This is a genomic window from Streptomyces sp. AC558_RSS880, from assembly GCF_019049255.1.
Taxonomy (GTDB): Bacteria; Actinomycetota; Actinomycetes; order Streptomycetales; family Streptomycetaceae; genus Streptomyces.
Map to the genome: position 1 here is coordinate 24,384 of NZ_JAGMUJ010000033.1, position 15,798 is coordinate 40,181.

At 75.1% G+C, this 15,798-nt stretch carries 12 protein-coding genes; 5 read left to right on the forward strand and 7 right to left on the reverse strand.

The genetic code is table 11. The annotated features are described in order from the left end of the window. Positions 1–2 precede the first annotated feature (2 nt). The 4 genes from KUM38_RS15275 to KUM38_RS15290 form a co-directional block, all read right to left on the reverse strand. Complete coding sequence (locus KUM38_RS15275) at positions 3–4,655, reverse strand: hypothetical protein (RefSeq protein WP_217129922.1); 4,653 nt, start codon at positions 4,653–4,655, stop codon at positions 3–5. Between the two features lie 34 nt (positions 4,656–4,689). Further along, positions 4,690–5,571: a hypothetical protein gene (locus KUM38_RS15280; protein WP_217129923.1), complete on the reverse strand. Its 882-nt coding sequence runs from the start codon at positions 5,569–5,571 to the stop codon at positions 4,690–4,692. Between the two features lie 49 nt (positions 5,572–5,620). Continuing rightward, the gene (locus KUM38_RS15285; RefSeq protein WP_217129924.1) at positions 5,621–7,147 is read right to left on the reverse strand and encodes a hypothetical protein; all 1,527 of its coding nucleotides are present in this window, start codon (positions 7,145–7,147) and stop codon (positions 5,621–5,623) included. Positions 7,148–7,216: 69 nt separating this feature from the next. Beyond that, complete coding sequence (locus KUM38_RS15290) at positions 7,217–7,933, reverse strand: GntR family transcriptional regulator (protein ID WP_217129925.1); 717 nt, start codon at positions 7,931–7,933, stop codon at positions 7,217–7,219. Between the two features lie 134 nt (positions 7,934–8,067). Here KUM38_RS15290 and KUM38_RS15295 point away from each other — a divergent pair, with 134 nt between their 5' ends. The 5 genes from KUM38_RS15295 to KUM38_RS15315 are packed head-to-tail and all read left to right on the forward strand — an operon-like array spanning position 8,068 to position 12,525. Continuing rightward, positions 8,068–9,387 (forward strand): MFS transporter, encoded by a 1,320-nt coding sequence (locus KUM38_RS15295; protein WP_217129926.1) that lies wholly within the window; start codon positions 8,068–8,070, stop codon positions 9,385–9,387. Further along, on the forward strand, positions 9,384–10,229 hold the full coding sequence (locus tag KUM38_RS15300) for a putative hydro-lyase (protein ID WP_217129927.1): 846 nt from the start codon (positions 9,384–9,386) through the stop codon (positions 10,227–10,229). Before KUM38_RS15295 ends, KUM38_RS15300 begins: the two co-directional genes overlap by 4 nt. 39 nt (positions 10,230–10,268) lie before the next feature. Continuing rightward, entirely contained in the window at positions 10,269–11,027 is a 759-nt protein-coding gene (locus KUM38_RS15305) for a LamB/YcsF family protein (protein ID WP_217129928.1), read from the forward strand. Continuing rightward, positions 11,024–11,653 (forward strand): allophanate hydrolase subunit 1, encoded by a 630-nt coding sequence (locus KUM38_RS15310; protein WP_217129929.1) that lies wholly within the window; start codon positions 11,024–11,026, stop codon positions 11,651–11,653. The genes KUM38_RS15305 and KUM38_RS15310 overlap by 4 nt, the downstream gene beginning before the upstream one ends. After that, positions 11,650–12,525, forward strand: coding sequence for a biotin-dependent carboxyltransferase family protein (locus KUM38_RS15315; protein WP_217129930.1), 876 nt, complete (start codon positions 11,650–11,652; stop codon positions 12,523–12,525). The genes KUM38_RS15310 and KUM38_RS15315 overlap by 4 nt, the downstream gene beginning before the upstream one ends. Here KUM38_RS15315 and KUM38_RS15320 read toward each other — a convergent pair. From KUM38_RS15320 to KUM38_RS15330, 3 genes are read right to left on the reverse strand one after another with little or no spacing between them, the layout of a single operon-like run. Continuing rightward, positions 12,522–13,373 carry an SGNH/GDSL hydrolase family protein gene (locus KUM38_RS15320; protein ID WP_217129931.1) on the reverse strand — a complete coding sequence of 284 codons (852 nt, stop codon included), beginning with the start codon at positions 13,371–13,373 and terminating at the stop codon, positions 12,522–12,524. The two genes, KUM38_RS15315 and KUM38_RS15320, sit on opposite strands and share 4 nt — an antisense overlap. Continuing rightward, positions 13,370–14,563, reverse strand: a complete 1,194-nt coding sequence (locus KUM38_RS15325) for a glycosyltransferase (RefSeq protein ID WP_217129932.1) — start codon at positions 14,561–14,563, stop codon at positions 13,370–13,372. The genes KUM38_RS15320 and KUM38_RS15325 overlap by 4 nt, the downstream gene beginning before the upstream one ends. After that, positions 14,560–15,684 carry a glycosyltransferase family 1 protein gene (locus KUM38_RS15330; protein WP_217129933.1) on the reverse strand — a complete coding sequence of 375 codons (1,125 nt, stop codon included), beginning with the start codon at positions 15,682–15,684 and terminating at the stop codon, positions 14,560–14,562. Before KUM38_RS15330 ends, KUM38_RS15325 begins: the two co-directional genes overlap by 4 nt. Between the last annotated feature and the right edge of the window lie 114 nt (positions 15,685–15,798).

Genomic DNA, 15,798 nt, shown 5'->3' on the forward strand with positions numbered 1-15,798 from the left:
GATCAGCCGCTCGTCGTGGCGGGCCGCTTGAACATGCGGGTCGCCGTGATCTCGCTGTGCGCCTCCTCGGCCGGGTCCTGCTGGGGAAGTCCCGGCCGGAGGTGTTCCTCCACACTGATGTACTTCAGGCCGGCCCGCAGGTCGGCGTCGTTCCGCAGCCGGATGACCAGCGGGAACTCCGCGAGCGCCGTCGTGTCGAACAGACCGGTGGTGTACAGGAGCTGGACGCCGAGCGCGTCGGCGACCGCGCGCTGGAGCTCCAGGAGGTAGGTCGCGTTGGCACGGCCGATGGGGTTGTCCAGGAACAGCGTGCCGGCGTGGCGGTGCTTGTCCCGGCCGCGGTCGTTGGAGCGCAGCGCGGCCATCGTGCAGTACAGGGCGATGGCCGCGGTGAGCAGCTGGCCGCCGGAGAACACGTCACCCATCTGTCCGACGGGTACGCGTTCGGCGCGCAGTACCGCGTCGGGCTTGAGGATCTCGACGGCGACCCCCTTCGGCTGGAGGGCGGCGGCGACCCCGCGCAACAACAGGGACATGCCGTCGCGCCGCAGGTCGGAGTTCTTCTTGACGGCCGCCCGGGTCGCCTCGTCGACGACCTCGCCGAGCCGCTCGGTGAGGGTGGCCTGGTCGGGTTCCTCGAAGCGGATGCGCAGGAACTCCTGTCCGGACCACTCTCCGAGGCCTTCCGGCAGCCGGGACAGCCGCTGGGCGGAGCGGAGGGTGGCGAGGGCGGACTCGACCAGGCCCCGCAGCCGGTCCACGATCGAGTCGCGGTTGCGCTCCAGCTGCTCCAGCTCGTCGGTGAGGACCCGCAGCCGGGGCGCGAAGGCGTCCGCCCACCTCTGGGCGTGCTCGGGCAGCGCGGAGGCGGGCAGCTCGCGGATCTGCTGGCGCGCGGGCGTGCGGACCTGCTCGTAGCGCGTGGAGTTGGCGTGCCGGACGAGGATGTCGCTCGCTTCACGCACGGCGGACTCGGCGGCGGACAGGTCGGCGGCGCAGCCGCGCAGCGAGCGACGGGACTCGGCGGCGGACTGCCGGGCCTCGTCCAGACCGCCCGGGTAGGGCTCGGGCTGCTCCTGCTCCTCCTCGGGGGCGTGTTCGCGCAGCAGGTCGCGGAGCATGGCGGCGATCTCGTCGAAGCCGCCGGCCGCGTCCTCGGCGGCGCGGTGCGCGTCGAGCAGTTCGGCGTGGGCCTCCCGTGCCTGGCTCAAGGCCTCGCTGCGGGAGGCGAGTTCGGTGGTGGCGGTGCGCAGGAGGGTCTGTGCGTGCTCGGCGTCGCGCGGCACCAGTTCCTCGGGGAGTTCGGTGTGCGCCTCGCCGTCCTCGGGCGCGAGCCGTTCGGCCTCGCCGCGCAGTCGTCCGAGCTGCTCGCTCGCACTGGACATGCGGGTCTCCAGGAGCTGCACCAGCTCCTCCGCACGGGCGGCGGCGGCCTGCCGGCTGGGTCCGTCGGAGCCGTCGGGCGACTGGAGCAGCTGCTCGGCGCGGGTGCGGACCTTGTTGCTGAGCCGGTCCAGTTCGGCCCGGGCGGCGCTCTCGTCGCTCTCCGCGCGGGCCTGTTCGGCGCGCAGATCCGCGCCGACGCCGACCTTCTCGTACACCTGGGACGCGGCGCGGTAGGCCTCGCGCAGGGCGGGCAGGGACGCCTGCGGCGCTCCGGTGCCGTCCTCGGGCACGTCGTCGGGGGCGCCCGCGATCTCCGAGCGCTCGGCGCGCAGCGCACGTGCGGTGCGCCGGGCGTCGTCGGCGGCCCGCTGGGCGCCGCGCCGGTCCTCGTCGGCGGCGCGCGCCCGTTCCAGACAGGTCTGGGCGCGGGCCTCCGCCTCGGTCGCGTCGTCGGCGAGTTCGCGCAGCTTGACCTGCCAGCCGGCCCGTTCGCGCAGCCGGAAGGCGAGTCCGGCGAGGGCGTCGGCCGCGCGCCGGGCCTTCTGCGCGGCTTCCTGCCGCTCGTCACGGACGCCGACGGCCTCTGCGGCGGCCTCCTCGGCCTCCGCCCGCACGGTGCGCGCCTCGGTCAGCTCGGCCTCGGACTCCTCGGCGAACGCCCGCGCCTCGTGGGCCGTACCGGCCAGCTCCGTGAGCCGCCCGGCGGGGCAGCCGGTGCGCCAGGAGGCGAGCCGCGCGACCAGCTCCCGGTCCTTGCCGAGCCGGGCGGCGAGCGCGCGGATCTCCTCGTCCCGCTCGGTCGCCCGCGCGCGCAGTGTCTGCCGTTCCTCGTCGGCGGCGTGCTCGTCGTGCATGGCCGGGTTCGGCGGTACGAGGAAGACGTCCCCGGTGTCCGTGTCCGGCGCGGGGGTGGGGGCGAGCAGGGCGGCGGCGGTGCCGACGGCGACGGCGGAGCGGGGCAGCAGGGCGGCGTCGCTCAGCGCCTCGCGGGCGCGGAGGTGGGAGTCCGGGTCGGTGATGATGACGCCGTCGACCAGCTCGGGGCGGGCGGCCAGCACGCGCGCGTGGTCGGCGGGGTCGACGGCCTGGGCGAGGTAGCGCCACCCCGGGAGTGCCGGGATGCCGTGCTCGCCGAGGAACTCGACCGTCGCCAGCACGTCCGGGCCGGGCGGCAGCAGCCCGCCGTCGCCGAGGGCGCCGAGGATGCGGGCGTCGTCCGCGGCGGCGGTGCGCAGGTCGAACAGCTGCCGTTCGGCGGAGGAGACGGCGTCGTCGAGCAGTTCGCGCAGCTCGTCGGCGAACCGGTCGAGTTCCTCGGCGGTCAGGGCGCCTTCGCCGGAGGAAGGCCCGGCCTCGGAACCGTCCGCGGCGCGGTCCGTGTCCGTGCGCTGTCCCGGCACACCGGCCCGCCGCCGGCCGGCGGCTCCCGGCAGGCTCAGCAGTTCCGCCAGCCGTTGTTCGGCGGCGAGGGCTTCGGCCGTGCGGCGCTCGCCCTCGTGGGCGCGCTCGGCCGCCGTGGCCGCGTCCGCCGCGCGGGCCGCGGTGAGTTCCGCGCGGCTCTCGGCGGCGGCCGCCTCCCGCGCGTGCTCGGTGGCCCGGCGGGCCGCCTCGCGGGCGGTGTCCCAGGCGGCGACCGCCGTCTTCTCGGCGTCACTGGCCGCGAGGGCGGCCCTGGCGGGGTCGGCGTCCGGGGCGCTGTCGTCGAGCCAGCCGGCCCGCACGGCCTCGGCGGTCTCCTGCTCGACCTCGGTGAGCCGCTGCCGCAGGTGCCCGATCTCGCTGCGGGCCCGCTGCGCCTCGGTGGCGGCGGCGGTGGAGTCGCGGTAGGCGCCGTCGCTGACCTCCTGGAGGGCGGCGGACCGCCCCTCCTCCTCGTTGGCGAGGTCCTCGGCGTTCTGCGCGGCCGCGTGCAGGGCGCGTACCAGGTCGACGGCGGCCTTGGCGCGCGCGGCCAGCGCGGGGGCGGCGTCCCGCTCGGCCTCCTGGATCGCGGCGGAGACACGGGCGACGCGGTCGGCTGCGGCACGGTGACGCAGTACGGCCTCAGCGGCCTGCCAGGCGGAGTACAGGGTGCGCGCGTCGGCGAGCTCGCGTTTCTGGGCGGCGGCGGACTTCTCGGCGGCGGCGAGCGCCAGGGAGGCGTGCCGGTAGGCGAGTTCGGCGGAGATCAGCGCGCTGTGCTCGCGTGCCGTCTCGGCGTGGGTGACGGCGTACGCGGCGGCGGTGACCCGCCCGGCCAGGTCGGTCGCGCGGACGCGTTCCCGGGCGCCGCGCGCGGAGAGCCGGCGGGCCAGGGTGCGGGTGCGGCGCTCGGCGGCGGTGTGGATCTCCCGCGCGCGGGTGCGGGCCTCGGCGGCCTCGACGATCCGGCCCAGCAGGTCGACGGACCCGGCGGTGAAGTCCCGTTCGGCGATCAGCTCGGCGCGCCGGCCCAGCTTGTTGCCGAAGCCGCCGACCAGGTCGGCGAGTCCGTCGGTGTCCCGGGTGTCGGTGACGGCGCGCAGCAGCAGGTCGGTGAAGTCGGAGTCCTTCTTGACCGCGAAGAGACCGGCGGCCTCACCCTCGTCGGCGTTCATCTCCCGCTGGTAGCGGAAGAGTTCGGGGTCGAGTCCCAGGTCGCCGAGGTGTTCGGTCCAGCGCTCGTGGATCTCCTCCCAGTGCACTTCCAGGTGCGGGTAGTTCTTGCCGGCCTCCGTGAGGGCGTCCCGGAAGCCCTTCATGGTGCGGCGGCGTCCCCGCGCGCCCGACTGGCCCTCGACGGGCGGCCGTACGGCCGTGGACTCGGCGACGGGGAGGTTGTCCAGGCTGAGGCCGGGGCCGGGCCGGAAGGAGTACCAGGCCTCGGCGAACTTCCTCGGGTCGTTGGAGACCTGGCGGCCCCGCCACTCGCTGACCTTGCCGACGACGACGCACTCGCCGGTCTGCACGTGCTGCCACTCCAGCGCCACGTGGCCGCAGTCGTCGGCGAGCAGGAACTTGCGCAGCACGCCGGAGCTGGCGCCGCCGAGGGTGTTGCGGTGGCCCGGGAGCATCACGGAGAAGATCAGCTTCAGCAGGACCGACTTGCCGCCGCCGTTCTCCAGGAAGAGCACCCCGGCGGGGGCGGGCCGGCGCGGCGGGCCGACGGGCTCCTCCTGGAAGAACTCCGCCTGCGTCGGCGCGGGGTCCGGCACGGCCGCGCCGACACCGCGCAGGTCGAGCACGGTGTCGGCGTAGCGCGCACCGGCCGGCCCGATGGAGTAGAGGCGGACCCGGGACAGCTCGTACATGGCGGACTCTCGTGAGGCTTCGTGAGACGGGGGTTCAGGCGGAGTGGAACGGCAGGCCGGCGTCGGCGACCAGCTCCAGGTCGTCGCCGTCCTCGGGCGGCAGCAGGGTGGGCGTGCCGTCGGTGACCGGGACGACGCCCAGCTCCAGCAGCTCGGCCATGGCGGCGGCGCCCGCCATGTCGCGGACCTGGAGCTGGTAGCGGGCCGTGGTGCGGTACGTGCCGCCGCTGTCGTCACCGGTGCGCTGCAGGAAGCCGGAGTCGGTGAGGAAGCCGACGGCCTTGGCGACGATGCCCGTGGTGGAGCCCGCGAGCCGGCGTGCGTCCTTGGTGGCGCCGGTCGAGCTGCGTCTGGCCCAGATCCGCCACGCGGCCTCCAGGCCGGGGGCGTCGCTGGCCGGGTCGGTGTTCTCGCCCTGCTCCGCGGCCCGCTCCTCCAGCCGGTGGCAGGCCTGGCGGACGAAGGCGTCGACGCCGTTGACCGTGACGCGCCCGATGTAGCCGTCGTCGGCGAGGTCCTCGGGGCGCGGGAAGGCCATGGCGGCGACGGCGAGGTGGGCGAGCCCGTGCAGGAACCGGTCGCCGCCGTCGGCGGAGGTGCGGCGCGCGTAGTCGCCCATGCGGACGGCGAAGACGGAGTCCTCGGCGGCGGTGACGGCCATGCCGGCGCGCGGGGACACCTCCAGCACGATCAGTCCGAGGCCGGTGGCCACGGCGTCGGCGAGCCGCGCGAACGGCGGGTCCTCGCGGTAGCGGCGCAGCAGGTCGGCGTACTCCTGGTCGCGGGCGGGCTGGAGCTTGGGCTGGAGGCCGAAGGCGACGAGCCGCGCGGCGTCGGCGGCGTCGGCGGGTGTGACGGCGGCGCTCGCCGGTGCGGCCACGGCCTCCGGCTCACTCCACTCGACGTGCTCGGTCACGGTCGGGACTCCTTGTTCTGGGACACCTCGGTGCGGACTGTTTGCTCCGTCATGCCGCCTCCGACCGGTCCGCGGCCATCCCCGCCGCGTCCAGCAGGGCCGTGCCGACGATGAGGTCGGCGCCGCCGAACTCGGGGTCGTCGAGGTCGGTTCCGTCGTCCACGGCGAACAGCAGCTTCCGCTCGCCCTGGCGGTAGGCGGTGCCGACCGGGGGGCTCGCGGCGTGGATGGCCAGCAGGGCGACCAGGTAGGGCAGTTCGGGGTCCCGGCGGCGGGCGTCGGCGAGCAGTCCGGACAGCCGGCGCGGTGCGTCGGCCGGCAGGTCCAGCAGCTCCGTGGCGGCCGCCAGCTGCTCCTCGCTGAAGCGGCTGTCGTCGGGCGTGGCGATCAGGTCGGGCTCGGGCATCTCGGCACCGAGGTGTTCCCGCTCCACGGGCGGTGTCAGCAGGATCTCGACGAGGTCGGCGACCCGGACGGAGACCGGGGTGCGCAGTCCGGTGCCGTGGGCGAAGAAGGCGTCGGTGACCCGGGCCGCCCGCTCCACGGGCAGCGGCAGCAGGGGCGCGAGGAGGTGGCCGTAGAGGTCGGTACCCGAGGCCGACGTGGGGGTGGCGAAGGCCTGCCGGTCCTGTTCGGCGCGGAACAGCGGGCCGGCCTCCAGCAGCCGGGACTGCAGCTGCGTGTGGCGCCGGATGCAGTCCTTGACGATGTCCACCAGCTCGGCCGCCCGGCGCTTGTGCTCGGGGTCCTCGGACTCGTCACGGGCCTTGCGGATGTTGGTGAGGATCGCGTTCTCGTGGCGGTAGCGGTCCGCCACGTGGTCGAGGGCCTCGGCGATCATGTCGGGCACGGCGCTCAGCCAGTCCACCGCGCGGACGTTGCGGCGGGTGGCGTCCAGAGCCCGGCGCAGGGTCTCGGAGTACTGCACGGTCCGGTAGCGGGCCTGCTCGGCGGCGAGCTGGGCGTCGGCGAGCCTGCCCCGGCTGATCAGCACCTCCAGCTTGACCTCGGCGGCGATCTGCGCGCTGGTGACATCGGTGTCCAGGGCGCCGACCAGGACGTTGACGGCCTCGTCGGTCGTTCGCAGGTACACCGTGCCGCCGGGGCCGGGGACCTCCTCGATCAGCTTGAAGTCGTAGTCGCGGCGCACATAGGTGCCGTCCGCGCCGAACACGCCGTACACCGCGCGGAAGCCGCGGTCGACGCTGCCGACGTTGATCAGGTTCTCCAGGACCCAGCGGGCCACCCGCTCGTGCTCGGCGGCGGGGCGGCGCGGGGCCTGGGCGGCGATGCGCGGGACGATCCGGGCGACTATCTGGTCGTGGTCGGCGCCCGTGTCGAAGTCCATGTTCAGGGTGACGAGGTCGATGGCCGCGAGGGCGATCTCCGCCATGCCGTACACCGAGTACTCGCCGGCGAGATTGGCCTTGCGCGCGTCGAGGTCGTGCAGCGGCGCGGTGCACGCGAGCGCGCGCAGCCGACGCGCCAGCCCCTCGTCGGCGGCCGGGCCCGGCGCGGGCCGCGGCCCCGCGCTGAGCTGGGGCGGAACGCTGTCCGTCGATGCAGGCGAAGTCACGGTGCACAGACTAGGTCCTCAGTCTGACAACGACCCAAACGACCGTGTTGCGCCCCGGCGCGACGATCCTCACACCACCGGCCGGCCCTCCTGGCCGTCCTCGCCGACGCGCCGCCGGTACACCTCGACGACCCGTTCCAACGAGACCTCGAGGTAAGCCGCCAACAGTGTCTCGGCCTTGTCGCGGTCCCCGTCCTGAAGTGCTTGAAGAATCCCGACATTACGGGCTATGTACGGTTCATGCAGCCGTTGCGGCTCGTCCACGACATGGAAGGCGAGCCGCAGTTCGGCGAAGACGCTGCGCATCAGCTCGTCCGTGCGCTCACTGGCGGCGAGGGCCACCAGCTCCCGGTGGAAGTGGATATTGGCCGTACCCACGCCTTTCCAGTCACCTTCGCGCGCCGCCGTGCGCCCGTGTTCCACCACCTCGGCGAGCGCGTCGAGCGCGTAGGGCGGGTCGCCGAGCCCGCGCACGACGGCGCACTCGACGAGCCGGCGGGTGCGGTAGATGTCCTCGACGTCCTCGACGGTCAGCACCCGGACGAACACGCCCCGGTTCAGCTCGTGGACGAGCAGCCGCTCGTGCGTGAGCAGCCGGAACGCCTCGCGCAGCGTGTTGCGGGAGACGCCGAGCGCACCACCGATGCTGTCCTCCGACAGCCGCGTCCCGGGCGGGAAGTAGCCCTCGGCGATACGGCTCCTGAGGATGTCCGCGACCCGCTCGGCGGTGCTGGTACGGCCCAACAGGGCACGGTCGTCGGCCAGTCCGCCCATCTGCTCTGCCATGCCGGAATTCAATCGCACGCGGAAGAACGAGACAACATGGGTATTGAAGGATCGTTCAACGATCCTCTACCTTGCTGGGCAGTGGCACGGCTCACTCCTTCCCGCACCCTTCGTCCTCCTTCTGCGAGGTGCCCATGAGCACGCCCCCTCCACCGCGGGCCCTGACCGACACCCCACGCCCCGCACCGCCCGAACGCGTCCCCGACGACGGGGCGTTCGGCTGGCTGCACGCACTGGGACCGCGCGGCCGACGCGCCTTCGGCGGCGCGTTCGGCGGCTATGCCCTGGACTCGTACGACTACTTCACGCTGCCGCTGACGATGGTCGCGCTGTCGGCGTACTTCGGTCTGAACAGCGGCCAGACCGGCCTGCTCACGACCGTCACCCTGGTGGTCTCCGCGGTCGGCGGCGCCCTCGCCGGCGTGCTGGCGGACCGCGTCGGCCGGGTCAGGGCGCTGCTGCTGACGGTGATCACGTACGCGGTGTTCACCGTGGCCTGCGGCTTCGCGCCCAACTACGAGACGCTGCTGGTGTTCCGCGCGCTGCAGGGCCTCGGCTTCGGCGGTGAGTGGGCGGTCGGCGCGATCCTCGTCGCCGAGTACGCGAGCGCCCGGCACCGCGGCCGCACCCTCGGCGCGGTCCAGAGCTCCTGGGCCGTGGGCTGGGCGCTGGCGGTGATCGTGTACACGATGATCTTCTCGCTGGCCGACGACGACCTGGCCTGGCGCGTGATGTTCTGGACCGGCGCGCTGCCGGCGCTGCTCGTGGTGTGGGTGCGGCGCAGCGTGCGGGACGCGCCCGAGGCGGCCGCCGCGCGGGAGAAGAGCGCGCAGAGGGGCTCGTTCGCGGCGATCTTCCGGCAGGACCGGCCGGGATCGCCGGGCCTGCTGCGCACCACGCTCTTCGCCGTGCTGCTCTCCACGGGCGTCCAGGGCGGCTACTACACCCTCGCCACCTGGGTGCCGACCTATCTGAAGACCGAGCGCGACCTGTCGGTCGTCGGCACCGGCGGCTATCTGACGTTCCTGATCTCGGGTGCCTTCATCGGCTACCTGACCGGCGGCTACCTCACCGACCGGCTGGGCCGGCGGCGCAACATCTGGCTGTTCGCGCTGCTGTCCGCGATCTGCATCCTGGCGTACACGAACATCCCGAACGGCGCCAACACCGTGATCCTCGTGCTCGGTTTCCCGCTCGGGTTCTGCATGTCGGCGATCTTCAGCGGCTTCGGCTCCTATCTGAGCGAGCTGTACCCGACGGCGGTGCGCGGTACGGGGCAGGGCTTCACGTACAACACCGGACGCGCCGTGGGCGCCGTCTTCCCCACGACGGTCGGCTTCCTCGCCGACAGCTGGGGCGTGGGCGGGGCGCTGGTCTTCGGCGCGATCGGTTACGGCATCGCGGCACTGGCGCTGCTGGGGCTGCCGGAGACCCGCGGGAAGGAACTGGAGTGAGCCACACCGACGACCGCACGCCGACCGCCGTGGACGACCGCCCCGTGGCGCTGGTCGACGGGCAGGCACACGCGTGGAGCCCGCGATCGGCGCGCGCCCGCTTCCGGGAGGGGCTGGCGGGCCCCACGGCCGGCGTGGCCGCGGGGCACACGCAGGCCAATCTGATCTCGGTGCCCGCCGACTGGGCGTACGACATGCTGCTGTTCTGCCAGCGCAACCCCAAGCCCTGTCCGGTCCTGGACGTCACCGACGCCGGGTCCACGACCACCGTCCTCGCCCCGGACGCGGACCTGCGCACCGATCTGCCGCGCTACCGCGTGTGGGAACACGGCGAGCTGGTGGACGAGCCGACGGACGTGCGGGCGCACTGGCGCGGTGACCTGGTGTCGTTCCTGATCGGCTGCAGCTTCACGTTCGAGTGGGCGCTGACGGCGGCGGGCGTTCCGGTCCGGCACGTCGAGCAGGGCCGCAACGTTCCCATGTACGTGACGAGTTGGCAGTGCCGTCCGGCGGGGCGGCTGCGCGGGCCGATGGTGGTGTCCATGCGGCCGGTGCCGCCGGCGCACCTCTCCGCGGCGATCCGGGAGAGCAGTCTGCTGCCGGCGGTGCACGGCGGGCCCGTGCACTGCGGCGCCCCCTCCGGGCTGGGCATCGACGACCTCGACCGCCCGGACTTCGGCGACCCGGTGGACCTCGAGCCGGACGACATCCCGGTGTTCTGGGCCTGCGGGGTGACCCCGCAGGCCGCGGTCATGGCCTCCCGCCCGCCGTTCGCCCTCACCCACGCACCGGGACAGATGTTCCTCAGCGACGCCCGCGACGAGCAGTTCCGCGTGGCCTGACCGACCTGCGCGGCACGAGGCAGGAGAAACGAAGGATCCATGACGTCGATCGATCTGAACGCCGACCTCGGCGAGGGGTTCGGCCGCTGGCGGCTCACCGACGACGAGCGGCTGCTGTCCGTGGTGACCAGCGCCAACGTGGCGTGCGGTTTCCACGCCGGGGACGCGTCCACCATGCGCCGGGTGTGCGAGCTCGCGGCCGGGCGCGGGGTGCGGATCGGCGCCCAGGTCTCCTACCGGGACCTGGCCGGGTTCGGGCGGCGCGCGATGGACGTGCCGCCCGCCGAACTGGCGGCCGAGGTCGCCTACCAGATCGGCGCCCTGGAGGTGTTCGCCCGCGCGGCGGGCGCCCGCGTGGCGTACGTCAAACCGCACGGGGCGCTGTACAACCGGGTGGTGCGCGACGAGGAGCAGGCCGGCGCGGTCGTCGACGGGGTGCTCCTGGCGGACGCCACGCTGCCCGTGCTCGGCCTGCCCGGCTCCCGGCTGCTGGAACTGGCCCGGAAGGCGGGGCTGCCGGTGGTCACGGAGGCGTTCGCCGACCGGGCGTACACCGACGGGGGCACGCTGGTGCCGCGCCGGCAGGAGGGCGCCGTGGTCACCGACCCGGAGTCGGTGGTGGCCCGCTCGGTGGACCTGGCCCGCCACGGGGAGGTCGACGCGCACTCGGGACGGCGCATCGAGGTGCGGGCGCGCTCCCTGTGCCTGCACGGTGACACGCCCGGCGCGGTGGACCTGGCGCGACGGGTGCGTGACGCGCTGGAGGCGTCCGGGGTGCGGGTGGAGGCCTTCGTATGAGGGTGCTGCCCGTCGGCGAGGACGCCCTGCTCGTCGAGGTCTCCTCGGGCGACGAGGCCCAGGCGCTCCACGCGGAGCTGCTGCGGCGCCGCGCGGAGGGCTCGCTGCCGGCCGGCGAGATCGTCCCGGCGGCGCGCACGGTGCTGCTCGACGGCCTGTCCGATCCGGCCCGGCTGGCCGCCGAGCTGACCGCCCTCCGTCTCCCGCCCGTGCCCCCGCACGCGCGGGAGACGGTCGAGATCCCGGTGCGCTACGACGGCCCGGACCTCGCGGACGTCGCCGCGCACTGGGGTGTCCCCGCGCGGGAGGTGGCCCGCGTCCACGCGGGCACCGAGTTCCGTGTCGCCTTCTGCGGGTTCGCGCCCGGTTTCGGCTACCTCACCGGTCTGCCGGCCCGCTACGACGTGCCCCGCCGGACCACTCCGCGCACCGCCGTCCCGGCCGGCTCGGTGGCGCTGGCGGGTCCCTACACGGGCGTGTACCCGCGGTCCTCGCCGGGCGGCTGGCAGCTGATCGGTACGACCGACCTCGTGCTGTGGGACCACGCGCGCGTGCCCGCGGCGCTGCTCTCCCCCGGTACGCGGGTGCGCTTCGTCCCGGTGACCGCGGCGGGGTCCGCGACATGACGGACCGTGCGCTCGCCGTCGTGCGCGCGGGAGCCCTCACCACCGTGCAGGACCGGGGCCGCCCCGGCCACGCCCACCTCGGCGTACCGCGCTCCGGGGCGCTGGACGGGCCCGCGGCGGCGCTCGCCAACCGGCTGACCGGCAACCCGCCGGACGCGGCCGTCCTGGAGACGACCCTCGACGGCTGCTCCCTGCGGCCCCGTTCGACGGTCACCGTGGCGGTCACCGGGGCTCCCTGCCCGGTCACCGTGGACGGCCGGCCGGCCGCCTGGGGCGCGCCGGTGCGCGTGCGTGCCGGATCCGTGCTGGACGTCGGCGCGGCGGTCTCCGGAGTACGCGCCTATGTGGCCGTCTCCGGCGGGATCGCCGTCGAACCGGTGCTCGGCAGCCGCTCCACGGACCTGCTCTCCGGTCTCGGCCCGGCCCCCCTCACGGACGACGCCGTGCTCCCCCTCGGCACCCCGCGGGAGGTCTACGCGCGCGGGGACGTCGCCCCGCAGCCTGCGCCCCCGGACGAGCTCGTGCTGCGGGTGACGCCGGGCCCGCGCGACGACTGGTTCACCCCGGCCGCCGTACGGCTCTTCACGTCCCGCACGTACCACGTGTCGCCGGCGAGCAACCGCATCGGGCTGCGCACGGCCGGGCCGGCCCTGGAACGGGCCCGGCGGGACGAACTCCCCAGCGAGGGCATGGTGCTGGGCGCGGTCCAGGTGCCGCCCGACGGCACGCCGGTGGTCTTCCTCGCCGACCATCCGACCACCGGGGGCTACCCGGTGATCGCGGTCGTCCGCCCCGCCGACCTCCCGGCCGCCGCACAGGCGCGCCCCGGCACGCCGGTCCGCTTCGTCGCCGTACGCCGCCGGTGCTCCTAGGCGGCGCCGGGGCGTTGTTCCCCCGTCGACAACGCGGCCAGGGCCGCCGAGACGGCGGCGGAGGTGCGCAGGTCCAGGCGGACGCCGGTGCCCCGCGCGTGGTGGCGCATGTCGTCGACGGCCAGGGAGAGCAGTTGCGGCAGCAGGTCGGTGCACCGGCGGGCCACCCAGCCGGTGCCGGCCGTGGCCAGCCACCGCAGGCTCTCCCACCTGGTGGGAACCGGGGAGTCCGGCTCCTGTGACGGAGCGGGCCCGGTCGCGAGACCGCGTTCCGCCAGCAGCGCGTGGAAGCGCAGGGCCAGTTGGCGGTGCCCCGGCTCACCGGGGTGCAGCCGGTCCGCACTCCACATCGCGCGGTCGGTGATCCAGTCGCCCTCGCAGGCGTGCAGGTGCACCGCGCCGTACCGGTCGGACAGGGCGTGGACCACGGTGTTCACCGCCCGTTGCCGCCGGGCGAGCGGGCGGGCCAGCGCCCCCGGCAGTCCCAGCATCCCGCCGGGATCGGGCAGGCACGCGGTCAGCAGCACGGCACCTTGGCCGGTGCAGACCGCGTACACCCGGTCCAGCCGTGCCACCACGTCACGGATGTCGAAGGTGCGGCGCAGGGTGTCGTTGACGCCGACGACGACGGAGACGAGGTCGGGCCGCTGCTCCAGCGCGGCGGGCAGTTGCCGCTCGAGCACGTCGCGCGTCTGTGCCCCGCTCACCGCGAGGTTGGTGAACCGCACGGGCCCGGCACCCAGCGACGGCGCGAGCAGTGCGGCCCAGCCGCGCCATCCGCCGCCGGTCCGGTCCCCGACCCCCTCGGTCAGCGAGTCCCCGAGGGCCACGAACCGCAGCGGTCTCACGAGAGCCCCCGGGACACGACCGGCCGCACCGGGGCAGCACCATCGGCCGCCGCCTCCGGCACCGTCACCGGCGCGTCGTGCGCCGCGAGGAACGCCGCCACCGCCGTCCCCCAACCGAAACGCTCCGCACGCGCGCGTGCCGCCTCGCGCCGGTCCGTCTCCGCGCGCTCCAGCAGCAACTCGACGGCGTCCGCGAAGGCCTCCCCGCGGTCCTCGGCGACCGCGCCCGCCGCGCCGATCACCTCCGGGAGCGCCGACGACGCGCTCGCCACCACGGGTGTGCCGCACGCCATCGCCTCCAGCGCGGCGAGCCCGAAGGTCTCGGCGGGCCCCGGTGCCAGACACACGTCGGCGGACGCCTGGAGCGCGCCCAGCAGCCTCCGGTCGCGCACGTGCCCGAGGAAGACGACCGGCAGCCCGCGCTCCCGCGCGCGCTGTTCGAGCCGCGCCCGCAGCGGGCCGTCCCCGGCGACGACCAGCACCGTCCGCCGCCCGCGCCGCAGCAGCGCCTCCAGCGCGTCCAGCGCGGTCCCCGGCCGTTTCTCCAGGGACAGCCTGGAGCACATCACGAGCAACGTCTCCGGCACGCGCGCGTACCGGGCGCGCAGTCCCGGGTCGCGCAGCGCGGGGTGCCGTTCCACCAGATCGACGCCCAGCGGGGCCCGTACGACGTTGCGGGCCCCGATGCGCACGAACTCCCGCTCGGCGAACTCGGTGGTGCACACCACGCGCGCGTACGTGTGCGCGGTACGCGTGTTGAGGGCGTCGGCGGTGCGCCGGGCGGCCCGCTCCGGCAGTCCCCAGGTGCGCAGCACCCCGTCGGCGGTCTCGTGGGAGACCATGACCGCCGGAACGCGGGCCCGCCGGGCCCATCGGCCGGTCCAGCGCAGGGTCGTACGGTCGGACACCTCGAGCCGGTCGGGGGCCAGGTCCTGGAGCAGGCCGGCGACCCGCTGTCTGTCGGTGAGGACGCGGTAGCCGCCGGTGCCGGGCAGCAGCGGGCCCGGGAGGGTGATCACCCGCCCCTGCTCGGTCTCGCGGTCGCTCTCCCGCTCACCGGGGACGACGAGCACGGGCCGGTGCCCCGCCCCCAGGTAGCCCTTGCCGAGTTCCCGCAGCGCGGTGCGCAGCCCGCCGGACGCGGGCGCCACGAAGTTCGCCAGCCGCACGATGCGCAGCGACCCGTTCACGCCGCCACCGCCGTCCTGCGCCCGGCGAGCACATCGGCGTAGTACCCGATGAGCTGGTCGCCGACGGCCGCCCAGGTGCGTCCCTCGACCGTCGCGCGCCCGGCCGCCCCGTACGCGGCCCGCAGGGCGGGATCGGCGGCCATGGACCACACCGCGTCGCGTACGGCGGCGGCGTCGCGCGGCGGGACGAGCAGTCCGGTGCGGCCGTGCGCGACCAGGTCCAGCGGGCCGCCCGCCGCGGGCGCGACCACGGGCACCCCGCTCGCCATCGCCTCCTGCACGGTCTGGCAGAAGGTCTCGAACGGTCCGGTGTGCACGAAGACGTCCAGCGAGGCGAAGATCCGCGCGAGGTCCTCGCCGGTGCGGCGGCCGAGGAAGGCCGCGCCGGGCAGCGCCTGTTCCAGCGCCGGCCGGCTGGGCCCGTCGCCGACGACCACGACCCGCACGCCGGGCAGCTCGCAGGCCCCCGACAGCAGTTCGACCTGCTTCTCCGGGGCGAGCCGGCCCACGTAGCCGACGACGAGCTCGCCGTTCGGGGCGAGGGTGCGGCGCAGTGCCTCGTCGCGGAGGCCGGGCCGGAAGCGGGCGGTGTCCACACCCCGCGGCCACAGCCGGACCCGGGGCACGCCGTGCGCCTCCAGGTCGCGCAGGGCGGCGCCGGACGGGGCCAGGGTGAGGTCCGCGGCCGTGTGCACGGAGCGGATGCGCCGCCAGGCCGCCGCCTCTCCGGCGCCCACGTACGTACGGGCGTATCCGGCGAGGTCGGTCTGGTAGACGGCGACGGCGGGCAGGCCCAGGCGGGCGGCGGCCGCCATGCCGCGCACGCCGAGGACGAAGGGGCTGGCCAGGTGGACGACGTCGGCCCGGTGTTCGGCGATCGCGGCGGCCAGGCGCCGGCTGGGGAGGGCGACGCGGACCTGGGGATAGCCGGGGAGCGGAAGGGAGGGGACGCGGACGACGGGGCAGGGCGCCCCGCCGTCGGGGTCGTCGTCCGCGATGGCGGGGGCGACGACGAGGGGGGCGTGGCCGCGGTCGACGAGGTGTCGGGCGGTCTGGAGCGCGCAGTGGGCCACGCCGTTCACATCGGGGGGAAAGGACTCGGTCACGATGACGACACGCATACCGGTGTTGTCGCCGCGCCGGACGTGGTCACGTCAACGTGGATCTTTCCTGGCGGGGAACGCGCCGTGAGCGTTGCCTCCCTCACCCGCGCAGGTCAGGCGGCATCCACGTAC